Source organism: Aeromonas sp. 25-248 (genome assembly GCF_053005425.1).
This window is the reverse complement of record NZ_JBRKTB010000005.1, coordinates 153,231-172,800: the sequence shown is the minus strand read 5'-3', so window position 1 is coordinate 172,800 and position 19,570 is coordinate 153,231. Positions and strand designations below refer to the sequence as shown.

Sequence of the window (19,570 nt, the reverse complement as noted above, 5' to 3'; positions counted from 1 at the left end):
GAGGATGGCCGGGCTCAGTCCCGCTCCGCCAGCTCCGCGACCTTGATGATCTCGGCAATGCGACCGAGCATGCGCAGGGAAGCCTGGTGTTCTGCAGCATCCGCCGCCGCGCAGGCATCCTCCAGGATGGTGATGGCGTAGTCCCGATCGTGGCCATCTCGCACCGCCCCCTGAATGGCCCAGCTGGTGCTCACGCCGCACACATAGAGATGTTCGATGCGATTGGCCCGTAGCGCAGGCTCCAGCGCCGTGCCGTAGAAGGGGCTGACTCTGGGTTTGGTCAGCACCAGATCCCCGGGTTGCACATCGAGCTCCGGGTGAAAGTCGGTGCCGCTGTCGGCCAGGGAGAGGGCCCCGAACTGCCGGGCACGGCCAAACATGGGGGAGCCCCTGGGTTGCAGCAGATAGCCCTCGTCAAACCCCACCTTGATGAGCACCACCAGCCAGCCGTGAGCGCGGGCATGAGCGAGCGCCTGGTTGGCGTGCGCAATGGCGTCCTGCTCGATCACCTGGGCCGCCGAGGCGGCGATGCGCCCGTCCGGGTGGGCGATGTCGTTGATGAAATCGATCACCAGCAATGCCTTGTTCATGGTGTACTCCCCCCTTGCCTGAGGCCGTTTTGCCCCTGCGCCGCCAGGATCACTCCTCGCGGCCATATAAAAAACCGGCTGGCACCATCACACGGATTGATATGCCACCCGATTGGCACCTGGCAGTGCCACGCACTGCCTCATACCAGCCCAAGCGCATAGCGTAGCGCCATCTCCTTGAGGGGGCCCGCCTTGTCCGCCAGATTCAGCGCCAGGTTGCGGGCAAGCCTGAGGGGGCCTATCTCGTTGCTGAAGACCCCGTAGAAGAGATCCATCCCCGACTGCATCAGCAGGTTGTCAGGGCGACGTCGCCCCTCGTAACGCCCGGCCAGCGCCAGCTCGTGCCACTGCGCCCCCGCCTTGCCGAGCAACCCGGCCCAGCAGGCCACGTCCTTGAAACCGAGGTTCACCCCCTGCCCCGCCAGCGGATTGATGGTGTGGGCCGCATCCCCGAGCAGCACCACTCGCCCGGCGTGATAGTCGTTGGCGTGGCGGCGCACCAGGGGGAAGCTCCCCTTGTCCGTCACGGTGAAACCGCCAAGGCGGCTCGGGAAGTGGCGGCGCACCTCGACGGCCAGGGCCTCGTTGCTCATGGCGGCCAGCGCCCGGATGCGGGCCGGGCTGTCATACCAGACCAGGGAGCCATGGCGGCCCGGCAGCGGCAGGAAGGCGCGCGGGCCGCTCGGGGTGAACTGCTGCCAGGTGATGTCTTCCTGGGCAAAATCGGTGTCGATGTTGATCAGCATGCAGTGCTGGCGGTACTCGAAACGCGACACCCCGATGCCGGCCAATCGCCGGGTGTGGGATTCGGCACCATCGCAGGCCAACACCCAGCGCGCCTGCAGCTCGGTGCCGTCATCCAGGGTCAGCACGGCGTCATCCGCACCCTGGCGCAGACTCGTCACCGCCGCCGGGGTATGGGTCTGGATGGTCGGGAAATCCTCCATCCTTTTCAGCAGGGCGAGCTGGATCAGCCGGTTTTCGATGATGTAGCCGAGCTGGGGCAGCCCGAGATCCACCGCGTCGAAGCGGGTAGCGAAGCCGTCCAGCTCCCAGGTCTCCAGCCGGCGATAGGGACACAGCCGCATCTGCTGCAGATATTGCCAGGCACCGGCCCGGGTCAGCAGCGCCACCGAGGCCTGACTGATGGCGGAAACCCGCAGATCCAGCGGCTGCTCGGGGGCATAGGGCTCGGGCAACCGGGTCTCGATGACCCGTACCGAGAGCCCCTCTGCCGCCAGCAGGCAGGCGGTGGCGGCGCCCACCATGCCGGCGCCGACGATGGCGATATCACACTGTTCCATAACTTGATTCCTGCAAGGAGTCCCCGCGATGAGGGGCAAGGGCCGAACCGAATGGGGCATGATAACGCAAGGAGGCGGCAGAAACAGTGAGGGGGATGCGCAATTGCCGACGACAAGCCGGCCCTGATGGCGACGGGCGGCCCCAGACTGGTCAGCACCGGGATTGCGGAGTAAAATGGCCGGTCCTTTGACCCTGCCGATTTCAAAACCAGTCACGAGAAGCAATGAGCAAGAAACTTCATATCAAGACCTGGGGCTGCCAGATGAACGAGTACGACTCGTCCAAGATGGCGGACCTGCTGGATGCCAGCAATGGCTACACGCTTACCGAGGAGCCGGAAGAGGCAGATGTGCTGCTGCTCAACACCTGTTCCATCCGCGAGAAGGCCCAGGAGAAGGTGTTCCACCAGCTCGGTCGCTGGAAGAAGCTCAAGGCGAAAAAACCGGGGCTGGTGATCGGGGTGGGCGGCTGCGTCGCCTCCCAGGAAGGGGAGAACCTGCGCAGCCGGGCGCCCTATGTGGACATCGTCTTCGGACCCCAGACCCTGCACCGCCTGCCGACCATGATCAAGCAGGTGCAGGAGGGGCGCGGTGCCCAGGTGGACATCGCCTTCCCCGAGATCGAGAAGTTCGACAACCTGCCCGAACCCCGTGCCGAGGGGGCGACCGCCTTCGTTTCCATCATGGAAGGCTGCTCCAAGTACTGCTCCTTCTGCGTGGTGCCCTACACCCGTGGCGAGGAGGTGAGCCGGCCGCTGGATGACGTGCTCTATGAAATCGCCCAGCTCGCCCAGCAAGGGGTGCGCGAAGTGAACCTGCTCGGCCAGAACGTCAACGCCTACCGGGGGCCGACCTTCGACGGGGAGGTCTGCACCTTCGCCGAACTGCTGCGCCTGGTGGCTGCCATCGACGGCATCGACCGCATTCGCTACACCACCAGCCACCCGGTCGAGTTCACCGACGACATCATCGAGGTCTATCGTGATACCCCCGAGGTGGTCAGCTTCCTGCACTTGCCCATCCAGAGCGGCTCGGATCGCATCCTGACCATGATGAAGCGCCCGCACACCGTGCTGGAGTACAAGTCCAAGATCCGCCGCCTGCGCGCCGTGCGTCCCGACATCACCATGAGCTCCGACTTCATCGTCGGCTTCCCGAACGAGACGGACGAAGACTTCGAGGCCACCATGAAACTCATCGAGGAGATCAACTTCGACATGAGCTTCAGCTTCATCTACAGCCCGCGCCCCGGCACCCCGGCCGCAGACCTGCCCGATGACGTCGACATGGAAGTGAAGAAGGCCCGCCTGACTCGACTGCAAAACCGCATCAATCACCAGTCCATGCTCATCGGCCGCGCCATGCTGGGCTCGGTGCAGCGCATCCTGGTGGAGGGGCCCTCCAAGATGGATCCCATGCAGCTCAGTGGCCGCACCGAGAACAACCGGGTGGTCAACTTCGAGGGGCCGCACCGCCTCATCGGCGGCTTCGCCGACGTGGAGATCACCGACGTACGCCCCTACTCCCTGCGCGGCCGCTTCATCCGCGGCGAGGACGAAATGAACCTGCGCATCGCCACGGCCCCGAGCGAGATCCTCGCCCGTCGTCCTGACAACGTGCCCGATGATCTGGGCGTTGCGGCCTTCAGACCCCATTGATGACTCTCTCCCCCGCACCCTGGCGGGGGAACAACCGATAAGAGGACACCTTGAGCCGACACATCTCCACCCTGAATCTGCACCTTGAACCCGCCGACAACCAGCGCCTCGCCAGCCTGTGCGGACCCTTTGACGACAACCTCAAGCAGCTGGAGCGCCGTCTCGGCATCGAGATAAGCTACCGGGACAACCACTTCCAAGTGATCGGCAAGCAGGCCCAGGTGGAGGCGGCTGCCGTCATCCTCAAGCACCTCTATGTGGAAACCCAGCCCCTCAAGGGGAGCAAGGTGAGCGACATCACCCCCGAGATGGTGCACCTGGCGGTGCAGGAGTCCCGCGTGCTGGAGCAGGACGACGAACCCGCCCCTTCCCTGCCGTATGGCAAGGAGGTCACGGTCAAGACCAAGCGCGGTCTCATCAAGCCCCGCAGCCCGAACCAGGCCCAGTACATCGCCAATATCGTGCGCCACGACATCAGCTTCGGCATCGGGCCCGCCGGGACCGGCAAGACCTATCTCGCCGTGGCCGCCGCCGTGGATGCCCTGGAGCGCCAAGAGATCCGCCGCATCCTGCTGACCCGCCCGGCGGTGGAAGCCGGTGAGAAGCTCGGCTTTCTGCCCGGCGATCTTTCCCAGAAGGTGGACCCCTACCTGCGCCCCCTCTACGACGCCCTGTTCGAGATGCTGGGCTTCGAGCGGGTGGAGAAGCTGATGGAGCGCAACGTCATCGAGGTGGCGCCGCTTGCCTACATGCGCGGCCGCACCCTCAACGACGCCTTCATCATCCTGGACGAGGCCCAGAACACCACCACGGAACAGATGAAGATGTTCCTGACCCGCATCGGCTTCAACTCCAAGGCAGTGGTGACCGGCGACATCACCCAGGTGGACTTGCCTCGCAGCACCAAATCCGGTCTGCGCCACGCCCTGGAGGTGTTGCAGGGGGTCGATGGCCTATCCTTCAACTTCTTCGAGTCCAAGGACGTGGTGCGCCATCCCGTGGTGGCCCGCATTGTGCAGGCCTACGAGGCATTCGATGCCCAGCAGGCGGCCGAGAAGAGCGCAGCCACTCCCCGCAACGAGAACACCAGCAAAGAGAGTGCCCAATGAGCGTGACCCTGGATCTGCAACTGGCCTGCGCCAGCCCGGACGGCCTGCCGACCGAGGCCCAGCTGCAAGGCTGGCTCGACGGCACCATTCTGGGCTTCCAGCCCGAGGCCGAGGTGACGGTGCGCCTGGTGGACGAGGCGGAGAGCCGCGAGCTCAACCACACCTATCGCGGCAAGGACAAGCCCACCAACGTGCTCTCCTTCCCCTTCGAGGCGCCGCCGGGTCTCGAGCTGCCCCTGCTCGGGGATCTGGTGATCTGCCGCCAGGTGGTCGAGGCCGAAGCCGTCGAACAGGGCAAGCCCCTGATGGCCCACTGGGCTCACATGGTTGTGCATGGCAGTCTGCATCTGCTAGGTTATGACCATATCGAGGACGAGGAAGCCGAAGAGATGGAGCAGCTCGAGCGCGACATCATGCAGGAACTGGGCTTCGCCGATCCTTATCTGAACGACGAAGAGTAACGAACCGGATGGTCATCGTCTTGAAACAGCCGATGCCCATCCTCATATAGCCACAACGATTTCAAGTGTGTTCATACGAGTAACCAAGAGAGAAAATGACCGACGATCACCCTAGTACCGGCTCGCCGAAGAAAACCTGGCTCGACAAACTCAGCCAACTCTTCCAGGGCGAGCCAAAAGACCGCAACGATCTGGTAGAGGTCATCGCCGATGCCGAAGAGCGGGACCTCATCGATCAGGACACCAAGGACATGATCGAGGGCGTGCTCGAAATTGCCGAGCTGCGCGTGCGTGACATCATGATCCCCCGCTCCCAGATGGTGACCATCGAGAAGTCCCAGCCGGTGGACGAGTTCCTGCCGGTCATCATCGAATCCGGCCACTCCCGCTTCCCGGTGATCAACGAAGACAAGGATCACGTGGAGGGCATCTTGCTCGCCAAGGATCTGCTGCCGTTCGGTTTTGGCGGCCAGCATGCCAGCGAGCCGCTCCAGCTGGAGAAGATCCTGCGTCCCACGGTGATCGTGCCGGAGAGCAAGCGGGTCGATCGCCTGCTCAAGGAGTTCCGGGAAGAGCGCTACCACATGGCCATCGTGGTGGACGAATTTGGCGGTGTCTCTGGCCTCGTGACCATCGAGGACATTCTGGAGCTCATCGTCGGCGAGATTGACGACGAGTTCGACGACATCGAGGACGAGCCGGAAGAGATCCGCCGCATCAGCAAGCGGGTCTTCTCAGTGAGCGCGCTGACCGAGATCGAGGACTTCAACGACTTCTTCGGCACCCAGTTCAGCGATGAAGAGGTGGACACCGTCGGCGGTCTGGTGATGCACGCCTTCAGCCACCTGCCCAAGAAGGGTGAAGAGATCGAACTCGACGGCTACCTGTTCAAGGTGATGCACGCCGATCGCCGTCGCCTGCAACAGTTGCAGGTGAAGATCCCCGAGCATCATGCGGCGGCGCAGCCGGAGTCCTGATCCCGCCCAGCACCACGCACATCCCGCGCCCCTCTCGTCAGGGGCGCTTTTTTTGCCTCCCTCCCGCCGCGCGACCGCCACTTGGCCCACGCCGACCGCGAGGCTCGCCGTTGACCCGGTTTGCGGTTAAGATGTCGGCCATTGTGTTTCCATTCAGTCCAATTCGAGCCCCGATCCCCCGTGAAATCGAAACTCCTGACCAGCCTGTTTGCCATTGCCAGCGGCGCCATCGCCGTGCTGGCCTTCTCCCCTTTCGGCTACTGGCCCCTGGTGATCCCCTCCCTGCTCGGCCTTTACGCCCTGCTGGACAAGGCCACCCCCAAACAGGCAGCCTGGCGCGGCTTCGGCTACGCCATGGGTCTGTTCCTGCCCGGGCAGTGGTGGATCCACGTCAGCATGACGGAGTTTGGCGGCATTCCGCTGCCGGCCGCCTTCGTGCTGCTGGCCGGGCTCTGCGCCTATCTTTCTCTCTACCCGACCCTGGCCTGCTGGCTCTTCGCCCGCTTCTTTGCCGGCCGCCACTGGAGCCGCTGGCTGCTCGCCTTCCCGGCGCTCTGGCTGATGGCCGACTGGCTGCGGGGCTGGGTGATGACAGGCTATCCCTGGCTCTGGTTCGGCTACACCCAGATAGACGGCCCCCTCAAGGGATTCGCTCCCATCCTCGGGGTGCAGGGCATCACCCTCGCCCTGTTGCTCACCACCTCTGCCCTCTGGCTCACCTGGCAGAGCCGCAAGCCGGCCTGGCTGCTGCTCCCCGTCGCCCTGGTGGGCGCCGCCCAGGGGCTGATGCAGCTCAACTGGGTGACCCGGGGTGAACCGGTCAAGGTCGCGCTGGTGCAGGGCAACATCGAGCAGTCCCTCAAGTGGGATCCAGAGGCCCTGGTGCCGACCGTGCGCAAGTATCAGGATCTCAGCCGCGAGAACCAGGATGCCGACATCATCGTCTGGCCGGAGTCCGCCATCCCGGCCATCGAGAAGGAGATGGGTACCTATCTGGAGAGCCTGGACAAGGCGATGAAGGTGAACGACACCGGCCTGCTGGCGGGGATCATCCATTACGATCTGAAACAGCAGCGCTTCTTCAATACCGTGCTCGGCATGGGGGTGCAGGATGCAGAAGGCAAGGAGTCCTACTACTACGAGCACAAGAACCGCTACTACAAGTACCACCTGCTGCCCATCGGCGAGTTCGTACCCTTTGAAGATCTGCTGCGTCCCATCGCCCCCTTCTTCAACCTGCCCATGTCCTCCTTCAGCCGGGGTGACGAGGTGCAGCCGAACCTGATCGCCAAGGGGCTCAAGTTTGCTGCCGCCATCTGTTACGAGATCATCTTCCCGGACGAGGTGCGCCGCAACGTGCAGCCGGATACCGACTTTCTGCTGACCGTCTCCAACGACGCCTGGTTCGGTACCAGCATCGGCCCCTGGCAGCACATGGAGATCGCCCGCATGCGCGCCCTGGAGCTGGCCCGCCCGCTGCTGCGCGACACCAACACCGGCATCACCATCGTCACCGAGATAGACGGCAGCATCATCGCCCAGATCCCGCAGTTCGAGGCTGGAGTATTGCGTGCCGAGGTACGCCCCGCCCACGGCCAGACCCCCTATCTGCGTTTTGGCAGCTGGCCCATGTATGGCCTGGCCGCCGCCCTGCTGGGGCTGGCCCTGTGGCTGCGCCCCCGCGCCCACCCCTGGGCGCGCAAGGGCTAAGACCACATAACCCCGATAAACAAAAGAGGCGCCCTTGGGCGCCTCTTTTTATGGTTTGGCTTATGGCTTGGCACAGTCTGGCGGCTCAAGGAGACAGCGGCTCGCGATGATACTCATCGGCCCCGCACTCGGGGCAGGTGCCAAGCTGCTCCGGGTGCAGCACGGTATGGCGCCACTCGCAGTGATCGCACACCAGCACCCCGAGTCCCACCCAGTCCCCCGCCCGGTAGACCCCCTTGTGCTCCAGCTCGTCCGCCAACTCCTGCCACTCCACCTGGGTGCGGTCGGTCACGTCTGCCAGCCAGGACCAGGCGGTGTCCTTGAGCGCCAGCATGAAGGCAGACTCCTCCACCTGCTCATCCTTGCGCCCTTCGTCATAGTTGCCCAGATCCCGCTTCACATACTCGGCGATCAGCGCCAGCTCGTCCTGGGTCAGATCCCCAGCCGCCTCCAGATAGGCCTGCACCTTGGCGATCATCCGGTTGAGGCGCTCTCCCTGAAACGCTTCCGTCTCTTCCCACTGCTTCTTGAGCTGGGCGATAAAGGCTTCATACCCTTGTCGACGTTTGTCCATGGCCATCACTCCTCTGCTGAATCCCGATCGAGCCAGACCCTGACCTCGGGCTCGGCGGATACGGGCGGCGGTTGCCATTCTCACTTCGTTGCGACTCTTGCGGCTCTGCAAATCCTCGCGGGTACCGGACCTGGCCCGAGACCGGGCGGATGCTGGCGGTTGTTGCCGCCGCAGGATATGGGTATTCTATCGGGATTTCCCAGCCGTTTTATCTATTCATTTCACAGATCCGGATGTCACCAATGCAAGAGCAATACGTTCCCCAATCCATAGAACCAGCAGTGCAGAAGCACTGGGATGCCAAGAAAACCTTCAAGGCGGTGGAGAAAGTAGACAAGGAAAAGTTCTACTGCCTCTCCATGTTCCCCTATCCGTCTGGTCGTCTACACATGGGGCACGTTCGCAACTACACCATAGGTGATGTGATCTCCCGTTATCAACGGCTCAATGGCAAGAACGTGCTGCAACCCATCGGTTGGGACGCCTTCGGCCTGCCGGCAGAAAACGCCGCCATCAAGAACAACACGGCGCCGGCCCCCTGGACCTACGAAAACATCGAATACATGAAGAACCAACTGAAGATGCTGGGGCTGGGCTATGACTGGGATCGGGAGCTGGCCACCTGCAAGCCGGACTACTACCGCTGGGAGCAGTGGTTCTTCACCAAGCTCTACGAGAAGGGCCTGGTCTACAAGAAGACCTCCTCCGTCAACTGGTGCCCGAACGACATGACGGTGCTGGCCAACGAGCAGGTTGTTGACAACTGCTGCTGGCGCTGTGATACCCCGGTGGAGCAGAAAGAGATCCCCCAGTGGTTCATCAAGATCACCGACTACGCCGAAGAGCTGCTGAACGACATCGACAATCTGGAAGGCTGGCCGGAAATGGTCAAGACCATGCAGCGCAACTGGATTGGCCGCTCCGAAGGGGTCAACATCAGCTTCAATATCGACGGTCAGGCCGAGCACCTCGAGGTCTACACCACCCGTCCGGACACCTTCATGGGTGTGACCTATGTGGGCATCGCCGCCGGTCACCCGCTGGCGCTGCAAGCAGCCCAGAACAATCCGGAGCTGGCCGCCTTCATCGAAGAGTGCAAGAACACCAAGGTAGCCGAAGCTGAACTGGCCACCATGGAGAAGAAGGGCATGGCAACCGGCCTCTACGCCATTCACCCGCTGGATGGCCGCAAGGTGCCCGTCTGGGTCGCCAACTTCGTGCTGATGAACTACGGCACCGGCGCCGTGATGGCGGTACCGGGTCACGACCTGCGTGACCACGAATTCGCCACCAAGTACGGCCTCGAGATCAAGCCTGTCATCAAGCCGGTTGATGGTGACGTCGACGTGAGCGAAGCGGCTTATACCGAGAAGGGCGTGCTGTTCAACTCCGGCGAGTTCGACGGCCTCGACTTCCAGGGTGCCTTCGATGCCATCGCCAACAAGCTGGAAGGGCTCGGCAAGGGCAAGCGCACCGTCAACTACCGTCTGCGCGACTGGGGGGTTTCCCGTCAGCGCTACTGGGGCGCCCCCATCCCGATGCTGACCCTGGTGGATGGTACCGTGGTGCCGACCCCGGAAGATCAGCTGCCGGTACTGCTGCCGGAAGACGTGGTGATGGATGGCATCCAGAGCCCCATCAAGGCCGACGCAGAGTGGGCCAAGACCACCTACAACGGCCAGGAAGCGTTCCGCGAGACCGATACCTTCGACACCTTCATGGAGTCCTCCTGGTACTACGCCCGCTACTGCTCCCCGGACTACGACAAGGGCATGCTGGATCCGGCGGCCGCCAACCACTGGCTGCCGGTGGATCAGTACATCGGCGGCATCGAGCACGCCTGTATGCACCTGCTCTACGCCCGGTTCTTCCACAAGCTGCTGCGCGATGCGGGCCTGGTGAACAGCGACGAGCCGTTCAAGCGCCTGCTCTGCCAGGGCATGGTGCTGGCCGACGCCTTCTACTACAAGGATGAGAAGGGCGGCAACGTCTGGGTCAGCCCCCTCGACGTCAAGGTGGAACGTGATGACAAGGGCCGCATCACCAAGGCGGTCGACCTTGAGGGTCGTGAAGTGATCCACTCCGGCATGACCAAGATGTCCAAGTCCAAGAACAACGGCATCGACCCGCAGCTGATGGTGGAGCGTTACGGCGCCGATACCGTCCGTCTGTTCATGATGTTCGCCTCCCCGGCCGAGATGACCCTGGAATGGTCCGACTCCGGCGTGGAAGGTGCCCAGCGCTTCCTGCGTCGCCTGTGGCGCATCACCTTCGAGCACGTATCCGGTGGCGCCGTTGCCGCACTGGACGTCGCCGCCCTCACCAGCGACCAGAAAGCCGTGCGCCGCGAGCTGCACAAGACCATCGCCAAGGTGAGCGACGACGTGGGTCGCCGTCAGACCTTCAACACCGCCATCGCCGCCATCATGGAGCTGATGAACAACCTGGCCAAACTGGGCAGTGACGCTCAGGATCGCGCCCTGATGCAGGAAGCGCTGGAAGCGGTCGTGGTCATGCTCTACCCCATCACCCCGCACATCGGCTTCGAGCTGTGGAAAATGCTGGGCAAGGAAGGGGACATCGATGTCGCGGCCTGGCCGGTGGCTGACGAAGCGGCCATGGTCGAGACCGAGAAGCTGGTGGTGGTACAGATCAACGGCAAGATGCGCGGCAAGCTGACCGTGCCGGCCGAGATAAGCCAGGCCGACGTCGAGAAGCTGGCCATGGCCGATGCGTCCGTACAGAAGTTCACCGACGGTCTGACCGTGCGCAAAGTCGTGTACGTGCCGGGCAAACTGCTCAACATCGTGGCCAACTGATGACGCCTCCCCTGGCGGCGGCCGACGGTCTGGGCCAGGGGCTGACGACACACGGATGATGACGGCGGGCCCTGCGCCCGCCGCTCTTCCCTTCATGCAAAGAGGATTTTTTATGGGCACCATCTTCACGCGCTGGATGGCCATCGTGCTGGCAGGACTGTTGCTGCAGGCCTGCGGTTTTCAGATGCGGGGCACCGCCATTCCCCCCGAACTGATGACCATGAAAGTGGTCGGTGACAACAAGAGCGACTTCTACCGACTGGTCACCACCCGTCTCAAGGCCGCTGGCGTGCAGCTCGCCGACAAGGAGGGCATCCCGGTGCTGACCCTGGCCGGGGTACGTAGCCGCAGCCAGGTCGCCTCGGTCGACTCCATCGGCCAGGACCGCGAATACCTGCTGAGTTACAGCACCCAGTTCACCGTGGTCATGCCGGGAAAACCGACCCAGGTCTTCCCCATCACCTTCAACCGCAGCTTCCTGAACAAGCCGGATGCGGCACTCGCCTCCTCCCGCGAGCAGGAGCAGCTGGGCAAGGAAATGCAGGAGCAGGCCGCCAACCTGGTTATTCGCCAGCTCAGTCAGGTCAAGTTCTGATGGGCGTATCTTGATGAGAGGGTGTTGATGAGAGTCTATCCCGAGCAGTTTGCGGATCATCTCAAGGCAGGGCTCAAGCCCTGCTATCTCATTTTTGGGGACGAGCCCCTGCTCAAGCTGGAAGCCATCGACGCCGTGCGTCAGGTGGCACGCAAACAAGGCTTCGATGAACGCCACAGCTTCGTGGTGGAACAGGGGCTGGACTGGAACCAGGTCTACGATGCCTGCCAGGCCATGAGCCTGTTCTCGGCCCGCCAGATCATCGAGCTGGAGCTGCCCGCCAAGATCGACAAGGATCTCGCCGCCCGCATCAGCGACATTGGCAAGCAGCTCCACCCCGACCTGCTGCTGGTGCTCTCGGGCCCCCGCCTCAACCAGACCCAGATGAAGGCAGCCTGGTTCGACAAGCTGAGCCAGAACGGCACCTATGTGCCGGTCAACCACCCCGAGCCCCGCTTCTTCCCGCGCTGGATGAGCGCCCGTTTTCAGCGCTTCGGCCTCAAGGCACTGCCGGATGCGGTCAACTTCATGTGCCACGCCTACGAGGGCAACCTGCTGGCCGCGAGCCAGGAGATCGAGAAGCTGACCCTGCTCTCCCCGCCCCAGCCCATCAGCGTCGCCTATCTGCAGGAGACCATCATCCGCCACGCCCACTTCACTCCCTTCCAGCTCGTCGATACCCTGCTGGAAGGAAAGGTGAACCGGGCCCAGCGCATCCTGCTGGCCCTGCGCGCCGAGGGCACCGAACCCGGCATGCTGGCCTGGACCCTGTGCCGCGAACTGGAGCAGCTCACCGAGCTGGCGCTGGCCGCCCGCGCCGGACAGCCCCTGGTGGAGCATTTCAGCCGCCTGCGCATCTGGCAGAGTCGCCAGCAGCTCATCCAGCAGGCGCTGACCCGGCTTCCCTTCCCCAAGATCCGGCAGCTCTGGCAACTGATGGCTCAGCTGGACCATGCCCAGCGCCATTTCGACACCGAGCAGGCCTGGCTGATGCTGCAAACCATCGCCCTCGGCTTTCGTGACGGAACCCCGCTCCCCCTGCTGGAGACGGAATCATGCTGACACCGCCCATCGGGATCCTCGGCGGCACCTTCGATCCCATTCACATCGGCCACCTGAGACCCGCCATCGAGGCCCGGGAGGCCCTGGGTCTGGCCGAGGTGCGCCTGCTCCCGAACCATATCCCGCCCCACCGGGCCAATCCGCTCTGCTCCAGCGAGCAGCGGCTCGCCATGGTCCGGCTCGCTGCGGCGGACAACCCGGGATTCGTGGTGGATGAGCGGGAGCTCAGGCGCGACACCCCCTCCTGGACCATCGACACCCTTGTCGAGTTGAGGAGCGAGCTGCCGGACACCCCGCTCTGCTTTTTGATGGGGATGGATTCCCTGCTCGGCCTGCCGGGCTGGCACCGCTGGCAGGAGCTGCTCGATTACGCCCACCTGGTGGTGAGCTGCCGCCCAGGCTGGCAACCGGATTATCCCGTCCAGGTGGCCGAGCTGCTGGCCCGCCACCAGACCCGGGACATTCAGGATCTCCATCGCCAGCGCCACGGTCATGTCTGGCTTTGTGACAACCTGCCCGTCGAGCTGTCGGCCACACGCCTGCGTGCCCTGCTCGCGGCAGGCCAGGATCCCAAATACCTGCTGCCCAACCCGGTCGCCGACTATATCCGGCGCCACGGGCTCTACCGCTCATCGGCAACGCAGTAAACGGCGCCACGCAGGCGGATCAGCCGACACGTCCGGGCGCACCGGGCCCGGCCCTGACTATTGCCAGGCCGGGTTGCACACTATAGTGATCGTCAAGGGGCCCCTCCCCCACGGGACGGCTCCCCGGGCGATGCTCCCTTTGCCAGGCTGGGAAACGGGAGTGACCATGATATAATCCGCCGCCCTCTGGCGCCGGAAGATAGGAGAAGACATTGCAAGGCCAAGAATTGCTCGCCTTTATCGTCGACAAGATCGATGACATGAAAGGCCGCGACATCATCACCCTCGATGTGCGCGGCAAATCCAGCATCACGGACACCATGATCATCTGCTCCGGCAACTCCAATCGTCACGTCAGTGCCATCGCCCACAACCTCGCCAGCGAGGCCCGTCATGCGGGGCTCGACCTGCTGAGCGTGGAAGGGGAACTCACCGGTGAGTGGGTGCTGGTGGACATGGGGTCGGTCATCGTCCACGTGATGCAGGATGAGCATCGCGACTTCTACCAGCTGGAAAAACTCTGGAGCGGCGCCGCCCAGGTCAATTCGCAATAAAGGGCGACAGCGTAACCAAAGATGAAGATCCAGTTGATTGCCGTGGGCACCAAGATGCCTGCCTGGGTAGAGCATGGCTTCGAAGAGTACCGTCGCCGCTTCCCCAAAGACATGCCGTTCGAGCTGGTCGAGATCGGCGCAGGCAAGCGCGGCAAGAATGCCGACATTCCCCGCATCCTGCAAAAGGAAGGGGAAGCCATGCTGGCCGCCGCCGGCCGCTCTCGTATCGTGACCCTGGACATTCCGGGCAAGCCCTGGACCACGGAGCAGCTCGCCGTGCAACTGGAAGCCTGGAAGCTGGATGGCCGGGATGTGGCGCTGCTGGTGGGTGGCCCGGAGGGGCTCTCCCCCGAGTGCAAGGCTGCTGCGGAGCAGAGCTGGTCGCTCTCGCCCCTGACCCTGCCCCATCCCCTGGTGCGGGTACTGGTGGCCGAGAGCCTCTACCGCGCCTGGAGCATCACCACCAATCACCCTTATCACAGAGAGTGACCCATGCCGACCCTGAGCATGCATTTCTCCTCTCTCACCCGCACGTCAGCCACAAGGTAACGGCATGCTGAAGAATCGCATTGAAATGCGCGATCACAGTGCCGAGGGACGTCTGTTCTTCCGGCGCACCCTGGTCGCCTACATCGGCATGGTCACCCTCATGCTGGTGCTGCTGGCTAACCTCTACTACCTGCAAGTAGAGTCTTACGAAACTTATCAGACACGATCCAACGACAACCGCATCCGTGTGGTGCCGGTGGCGCCGCCCCGTGGCCTCATCTACGACGCCAACGGTGTCCTGCTGGCGGAAAACCGCCCTGTCTACAGCCTGGAGATCGTGCCCGAAGAGACCGAGAACCTGGAGAAGACCGCGGACGACCTCATCACCCTGCTGGCCCTGCCGGAGGGGACCAAGGAGAAGTTCCTGGCCGAGGTCAAACGTCAGCGCCGCTTCAAGCCCGTGCCCCTGTTCGAGAAGCTGACCGAATACCAGGTCGCCCTCTTCTCGGTCAACCAGCACAACTACCCGGGGGCCAGCATCGAGGCCTACCTCAAGCGCTACTACCCGTTCGGCGATACCCTCACCCATGCCCTGGGCTACGTGGCCAAGATCAACACCCGTGACGTGGAGCGCCTCGAGAAGGAGGAGAAGCTCGCCAACTATGCCGCCACCAAGGACATCGGCAAACAGGGGGTGGAGAAGTACTACGAGGATCAGCTGCACGGCGTGGCAGGTTATCAGGAGGTCGAGGTGAACAACCGCGGCCGGGTGGTGCGCACCCTGAAATTCCAGCCCCCCGAGCCCGGCAAGGACATCTACCTCAACATCGACATCCGCTTGCAGTTGAAGGCCCAGGAGCTGCTGGCCGGCCGCCGGGGCGCCATCGTGATGATGGAACCCAACACCGGCGCCATCCTGGCCATGGAGTCGAGCCCAAGCTACGACCCCAACCTGTTCGTGACCGGCATCTCCAGCGCCAACTACTCGGCGCTGCTCAACGATCCCGCCCGGCCGCTGGTCAACCGCACCACCCAGGGCATCTATGCCCCCGCCTCCACCGTCAAGCCCATGATGGCGGTGATGGGGCTCAACGAGGGGGCGATCACCCCCAATTACCGCTACTTCGGCGGGCCCAGCTTCTCCATCCCGGGCACCACCAAGAAGTTCCGGGACTGGCGCCGCTGGGGCCACGGCTGGCTCGACGTCTATCGCGCCATCGAGGTGTCGGCGGATACTTATTTCTACGATCTCGCCTACCGGGTCGGCATCGACAAGATCAACAGCTACATGACCAAGTTCGGCTTCGGCCAGTACAGCGGCGTGGACCTCTATGAAGAGACCCGGGGCGTCATGCCCTCCCGGGACTGGAAGATGGCCCGCTGGCGTCAACCCTGGTACCAGGGGGACACCATCTCCATCGGCATCGGCCAGGGCTACTGGAGCGCCACCCCGATCCAGCTCGCCAAGGCCATCAGCATCCTGACCCAGAACGGTCACGACGTGACGCCGCACCTGCTCAAGAGCACCGCCTCCTCCGATGGCGTGGTCAACGCCCCCATCAACCCGAACGTGGCCATCGCCGCCAAGAGCGATACCTACTGGCAGGTGGCCAAGGACGGCATGTGGCGCGTCATCAACGGCCACGAAGGGACGGGGCGCCGCGCCTTCGCCAATACCCCCTACAAGGCGGCGGGCAAGTCCGGCACCGCCCAGGTGGTGGGCCTGAAAGAGAACCAGGTCTACAACGCGGCCACCACCAAGGTGGAGCACCGCGACAACGCCCTGTTCGTCGCCTTCGCCCCCTTCGAGGCACCCAAGGCGGTCGTCGCCCTGGTGCTGGAGAACGCCGGGGGCGGCAGCGCCATGGCGGCACCGGTCGCCCGCCACATGCTGGATGCCTATCTGCTCCCGCCGGAACCCCAGTTGCCACCGGCACCGGAAAAGCCGTCCCAACCGAGTGAGGTCGTTTCCCAATGAGTAATTCTGCCCGCCAGCAGAGCATCTGGTACAAGCTGCACATCGACCTGCCGCTGCTGCTCGGCCTGCTGACCCTGATGGCCCTCTCCATGGTGGTGCTCTACTCCGCCTCGGGCCAGGATCTCGACTCCATCGTGCGCCAGCTGGTGCGCGGCGCCCTGGCCTTCGGTCTGATGATCGGCATAGCCCAGCTGCCGCCCTCCCTCTATGCCCGCTGGTCGGTGCCCCTGTTTGCGGTGGTGGTGCTGCTGCTCATCGCGGTGGACGTGTTCGGCCATATCGGCAAGGGGGCCCAGCGCTGGCTCGATCTCGGCTTCATGAAGTTCCAGCCCTCCGAGGTGATGAAACTCTCCATGCCCATCATGGTGGCCGCCTGGCTCAGCCGGCACTCCCTGCCGCCAAAGTTCAGCCATGTGATGATCGCCCTGGTGATGGTGCTGCTGCCCACCCTGCTTATCGCGGCCCAACCCGATCTCGGCACCTCCATCCTGGTGGCCGCTTCCGGCTTCTTCGTCATCTTCCTGGCGGGGATCAGCTGGTGGCTCATCGGGCTCGCGGTCTTGCTCATCTGCGCCTTCATGCCGGTACTCTGGTTCTTCCTGATGCACGACTACCAGCGCCAGCGGGTGCTGATGCTGCTGGACCCGGAGAAGGACCCGCTCGGTCGCGGCTATCACATCATCCAGTCCAAGATTGCGATCGGCTCCGGCGGCGTGTTCGGCAAGGGGTGGCTGCAAGGCACCCAGTCCCAGCTCGAATTCCTGCCAGAGCGCCACACCGACTTCATCTTCGCCGTCTTCAGCGAGGAGTTCGGTCTGGTGGGAGTGGCCCTCTTGCTGGTCATCTACCTCTACATCATCAGCCGCTGCCTGTTTATCTCCATGCAGGCCCAGAACAGCTTCGAACGCCTGCTGGGGGGCGCCCTGACCCTGACCTTCTTCGTCTATGTGTTCGTCAACATGGGCATGGTAAGCGGCATCCTGCCGGTGGTAGGAGTTCCCCTGCCACTGGTGAGCTACGGCGGCACCTCCATGGTGACCCTGATGGCGGGCTTCGGCGTTCTGATGTCCATCCAGACCCACAGGCGGCTGCTCGCCTGATGCGGCTCGGCTGGCTGGCTCTATCTCTGTGCACCCTGACGGCGGGTGCTGCCGTCTCGCCGGCCCGGCTCAGCCTGCTGGCCGAGCAGCAGCAGGTGCCGCTGGCAGAGTTGCAGGCCGCCGCCGCCCAGGCCAGCCTGCGCCAGGAGGTGCTGGACACCATCCGCCGCCCCTGGGAAGCCAAGCCCTGGCACCGCTACAGGCCGCTGTTCGTCACCCCGGAGCGCATCCGGGACGGAGTGGGATTCTGGCAGCGCCATGCCGCCACCCTGGCACGGGCCGAGCAGACCTACCAGGTCCCCGCCTCCCTCATCGTCGCCATCATCGGCATCGAGACCTTTTACGGTCGACAGATGGGCCGCCATCCGGTGCTCGACAGCCTTTACACCCTGGGATTCCACTACCCCGAACGGGCGGATTTCTTCGCCAAGGAGTTTGCCCAGCTGGTGCTGCTTGCCCGGGAAGAGAAGTGGCCGCTCACCACCCTCAAGGGCTCCTATGCCGGCGCCATGGGCATGGGCCAGTTCATGCCCTCCAGCTACCGCCACTACGCGGTCGACTTCGACGGAGACGGCAAGCGGGATCTCTTCGCCAACCCGGCAGATGCCATCGGCAGCGTGGCCAACTACTTCGCCCTGCACCACTGGCGCTGGGGCGAGCCGGTGGTGGAGCCCGCCTTGATCGGATTGGCGCCAGTAGGTACCCTGCTTGCACCCGAGCCCGAGCTAAGACACCGCTGGGCAGAGCTGGCCGCTGCGGGCATTGAAGTCGCCACACCGCCGTCACCCGAGACGCCGGTAAAACTGCTGGCGATGGAGCAGGCCGAAGGACCGGAATACTGGGTCGCGCGCCACAATTTTTACGTGATCACCCGCTACAATCGCAGCCCTCTCTATGCGATGGCGGTGCATCAACTCAGTCAAGCAATCCAGGACGCTTATGCATTACAGCCACAAACTTCTTCCCCTCAGCCTGGCCTTGTTGCTGGCCGCCTGTAGCAGCCAACCCGAACCCCAGCCGCAGCCCCCGGAGCCCGTCCCCCAGGAGAAGCCCCAGGTCATCGAGATCCCCCAGGCGACCGGCGCCATTCCCCGCCCCGAACCCATGAGCGAGAGCGGCAACCGGGACTACTGGATCGGCAAGCAGAAGTTTGAGGTGTGGCGCGACATCAAGCACTACAGCGAGGAAGGCACTGCCAGTTGGCTCTCCCGGGATCTGGACGGCAACAAGACTGCCAACGGCGACGTGCAGGACAGCACCCTGTTCAGCGCCGCCCACCGCAACCTGCCCCTGCCAAGCTACGTGCGGGTCACCAATCTGGACAACGGTCTGGAGACCATAGTACGCGTCAATGATCGCGGTCCCTTCGGCAGCGATCGCCTCATCGATCTCTCCCACGCCGCCGCCGCGCAGCTGGAGATGGTGGAAGGGGGTGAGGCCCGGGTGCGCCTCGAACTCATCACCGATCAGCCGGATCAGATGGTAGAGATGGTGCCCATGACCCCGATGACGCCCATGGAGCCTGCGGCGCCAGCAGCCAATTCCTTCGTCAACGAGACGCCGGCCCCCACGGCACCGGCCAAGGCCGCCCCTGCTCCTGCTCCTGCTCCTGCTCCTGCTCCTGCCGCCACGGCAACCACCACCGTCTCCCCTCCCAAGGCTGGTGCGACCCAGGGCAAGATGATCCAGGTGCTCGCCAGCGGCTCGCAGGCGCGGGCCGAGGCCATGGGCAAGGTGATGACCCAGCGCTATGGCGTGCCGTACCAGGTGGTGGCACATGGCGCCGTCTTCCGCGTCCTGCTCGGCCCCGTGGCCAGCGACAAGCAGGCCCCCCTGCTCGAGCAGATCCGCCAGGGTGGGTTGGAGCAGGCCTTCATCGTGCCCTGATACCCGCCCCGACCTCGCGCCGGGATACGACGCGAGGTCGGGGACCATCCCATAAA

Annotated in this window: 18 protein-coding genes; 15 read left to right on the top strand and 3 right to left on the bottom strand. The window is 63.9% G+C overall.

The features are described 5' to 3' along the window. Positions 1 to 14: 14 nt before the first annotated feature. Entirely contained in the window at positions 15 to 590 is a 576-nt protein-coding gene (locus ACVDHI_RS10060; RefSeq protein ID WP_319894131.1) for a cysteine hydrolase family protein, read from the bottom strand. Positions 591 to 730: 140 nt separating this feature from the next. Continuing rightward, on the bottom strand, positions 731 to 1,894 hold the full coding sequence (locus ACVDHI_RS10055; RefSeq protein WP_182935346.1) for an FAD-dependent monooxygenase: 1,164 nt from the start codon (positions 1,892 to 1,894) through the stop codon (positions 731 to 733). A 224-nt stretch (positions 1,895 to 2,118) separates the two neighbouring features. Here ACVDHI_RS10055 and miaB point away from each other — a divergent pair, with 224 nt between their 5' ends. From miaB to lnt, 5 genes are all read left to right on the top strand, one after another. Continuing rightward, the gene (gene miaB / locus ACVDHI_RS10050) at positions 2,119 to 3,552 is read left to right on the top strand and encodes a tRNA (N6-isopentenyl adenosine(37)-C2)-methylthiotransferase MiaB (RefSeq protein WP_010673772.1); all 1,434 of its coding nucleotides are present in this window, start codon (positions 2,119 to 2,121) and stop codon (positions 3,550 to 3,552) included. A gap of 50 nt (positions 3,553 to 3,602) precedes the next feature. Further along, positions 3,603 to 4,661, top strand: coding sequence for a PhoH family protein (locus ACVDHI_RS10045; RefSeq protein WP_010673771.1), 1,059 nt, complete (start codon positions 3,603 to 3,605; stop codon positions 4,659 to 4,661). Beyond that, positions 4,658 to 5,122, top strand: coding sequence for an rRNA maturation RNase YbeY (gene ybeY / locus ACVDHI_RS10040; protein WP_039041101.1), 465 nt, complete (start codon positions 4,658 to 4,660; stop codon positions 5,120 to 5,122). Before ACVDHI_RS10045 ends, ybeY begins: the two co-directional genes overlap by 4 nt. Before the next feature lie 95 nt (positions 5,123 to 5,217). After that, the gene (corC, locus tag ACVDHI_RS10035) at positions 5,218 to 6,099 is read left to right on the top strand and encodes a CNNM family magnesium/cobalt transport protein CorC (protein ID WP_010673769.1); all 882 of its coding nucleotides are present in this window, start codon (positions 5,218 to 5,220) and stop codon (positions 6,097 to 6,099) included. A 180-nt stretch (positions 6,100 to 6,279) separates the two neighbouring features. Further along, positions 6,280 to 7,809, top strand: coding sequence for an apolipoprotein N-acyltransferase (gene lnt, locus ACVDHI_RS10030; RefSeq protein ID WP_447212043.1), 1,530 nt, complete (start codon positions 6,280 to 6,282; stop codon positions 7,807 to 7,809). Between the two features lie 85 nt (positions 7,810 to 7,894). Here lnt and ACVDHI_RS10025 read toward each other — a convergent pair whose 3' ends face one another. Beyond that, positions 7,895 to 8,383 (bottom strand): zinc ribbon-containing protein, encoded by a 489-nt coding sequence (locus ACVDHI_RS10025; protein ID WP_041215952.1) that lies wholly within the window; start codon positions 8,381 to 8,383, stop codon positions 7,895 to 7,897. A gap of 242 nt (positions 8,384 to 8,625) precedes the next feature. Between ACVDHI_RS10025 and leuS the strand changes: the two genes are divergently transcribed. The 10 genes from leuS to ACVDHI_RS09975 all read left to right on the top strand — a co-directional run bounded on the left by leuS (position 8,626) and on the right by ACVDHI_RS09975 (position 19,514). Beyond that, positions 8,626 to 11,202: a leucine--tRNA ligase gene (leuS, locus tag ACVDHI_RS10020; protein WP_447212042.1), complete on the top strand. Its 2,577-nt coding sequence runs from the start codon at positions 8,626 to 8,628 to the stop codon at positions 11,200 to 11,202. 112 nt (positions 11,203 to 11,314) lie between these two features. Next, positions 11,315 to 11,797, top strand: a complete 483-nt coding sequence (locus ACVDHI_RS10015) for an LPS-assembly lipoprotein LptE (RefSeq protein ID WP_010673765.1) — start codon at positions 11,315 to 11,317, stop codon at positions 11,795 to 11,797. Between the two features lie 27 nt (positions 11,798 to 11,824). Further along, positions 11,825 to 12,859: a DNA polymerase III subunit delta gene (gene holA, locus ACVDHI_RS10010; RefSeq protein WP_439831712.1), complete on the top strand. Its 1,035-nt coding sequence runs from the start codon at positions 11,825 to 11,827 to the stop codon at positions 12,857 to 12,859. Beyond that, positions 12,853 to 13,506 (top strand): nicotinate-nucleotide adenylyltransferase, encoded by a 654-nt coding sequence (gene nadD / locus ACVDHI_RS10005; protein ID WP_128314040.1) that lies wholly within the window; start codon positions 12,853 to 12,855, stop codon positions 13,504 to 13,506. Before holA ends, nadD begins: the two co-directional genes overlap by 7 nt. Positions 13,507 to 13,718: 212 nt before the next feature. Continuing rightward, positions 13,719 to 14,060 carry a ribosome silencing factor gene (rsfS, locus tag ACVDHI_RS10000; RefSeq protein WP_261999825.1) on the top strand — a complete coding sequence of 114 codons (342 nt, stop codon included), beginning with the start codon at positions 13,719 to 13,721 and terminating at the stop codon, positions 14,058 to 14,060. Positions 14,061 to 14,081: 21 nt separating this feature from the next. Beyond that, the gene (rlmH, locus tag ACVDHI_RS09995; protein ID WP_005298242.1) at positions 14,082 to 14,549 is read left to right on the top strand and encodes a 23S rRNA (pseudouridine(1915)-N(3))-methyltransferase RlmH; all 468 of its coding nucleotides are present in this window, start codon (positions 14,082 to 14,084) and stop codon (positions 14,547 to 14,549) included. Between the two features lie 64 nt (positions 14,550 to 14,613). Next, entirely contained in the window at positions 14,614 to 16,527 is a 1,914-nt protein-coding gene (gene mrdA, locus ACVDHI_RS09990) for a penicillin-binding protein 2 (protein ID WP_010673761.1), read from the top strand. Continuing rightward, positions 16,524 to 17,627 (top strand): rod shape-determining protein RodA, encoded by a 1,104-nt coding sequence (gene rodA, locus ACVDHI_RS09985; protein ID WP_039041107.1) that lies wholly within the window; start codon positions 16,524 to 16,526, stop codon positions 17,625 to 17,627. Before mrdA ends, rodA begins: the two co-directional genes overlap by 4 nt. Further along, entirely contained in the window at positions 17,627 to 18,625 is a 999-nt protein-coding gene (gene mltB, locus ACVDHI_RS09980; RefSeq protein ID WP_167824708.1) for a lytic murein transglycosylase B, read from the top strand. The genes rodA and mltB overlap by 1 nt, the downstream gene beginning before the upstream one ends. Further along, positions 18,567 to 19,514, top strand: coding sequence for a septal ring lytic transglycosylase RlpA family protein (locus ACVDHI_RS09975; RefSeq protein WP_447212041.1), 948 nt, complete (start codon positions 18,567 to 18,569; stop codon positions 19,512 to 19,514). Before mltB ends, ACVDHI_RS09975 begins: the two co-directional genes overlap by 59 nt. The last annotated feature ends 56 nt before the right edge of the window (positions 19,515 to 19,570 follow it).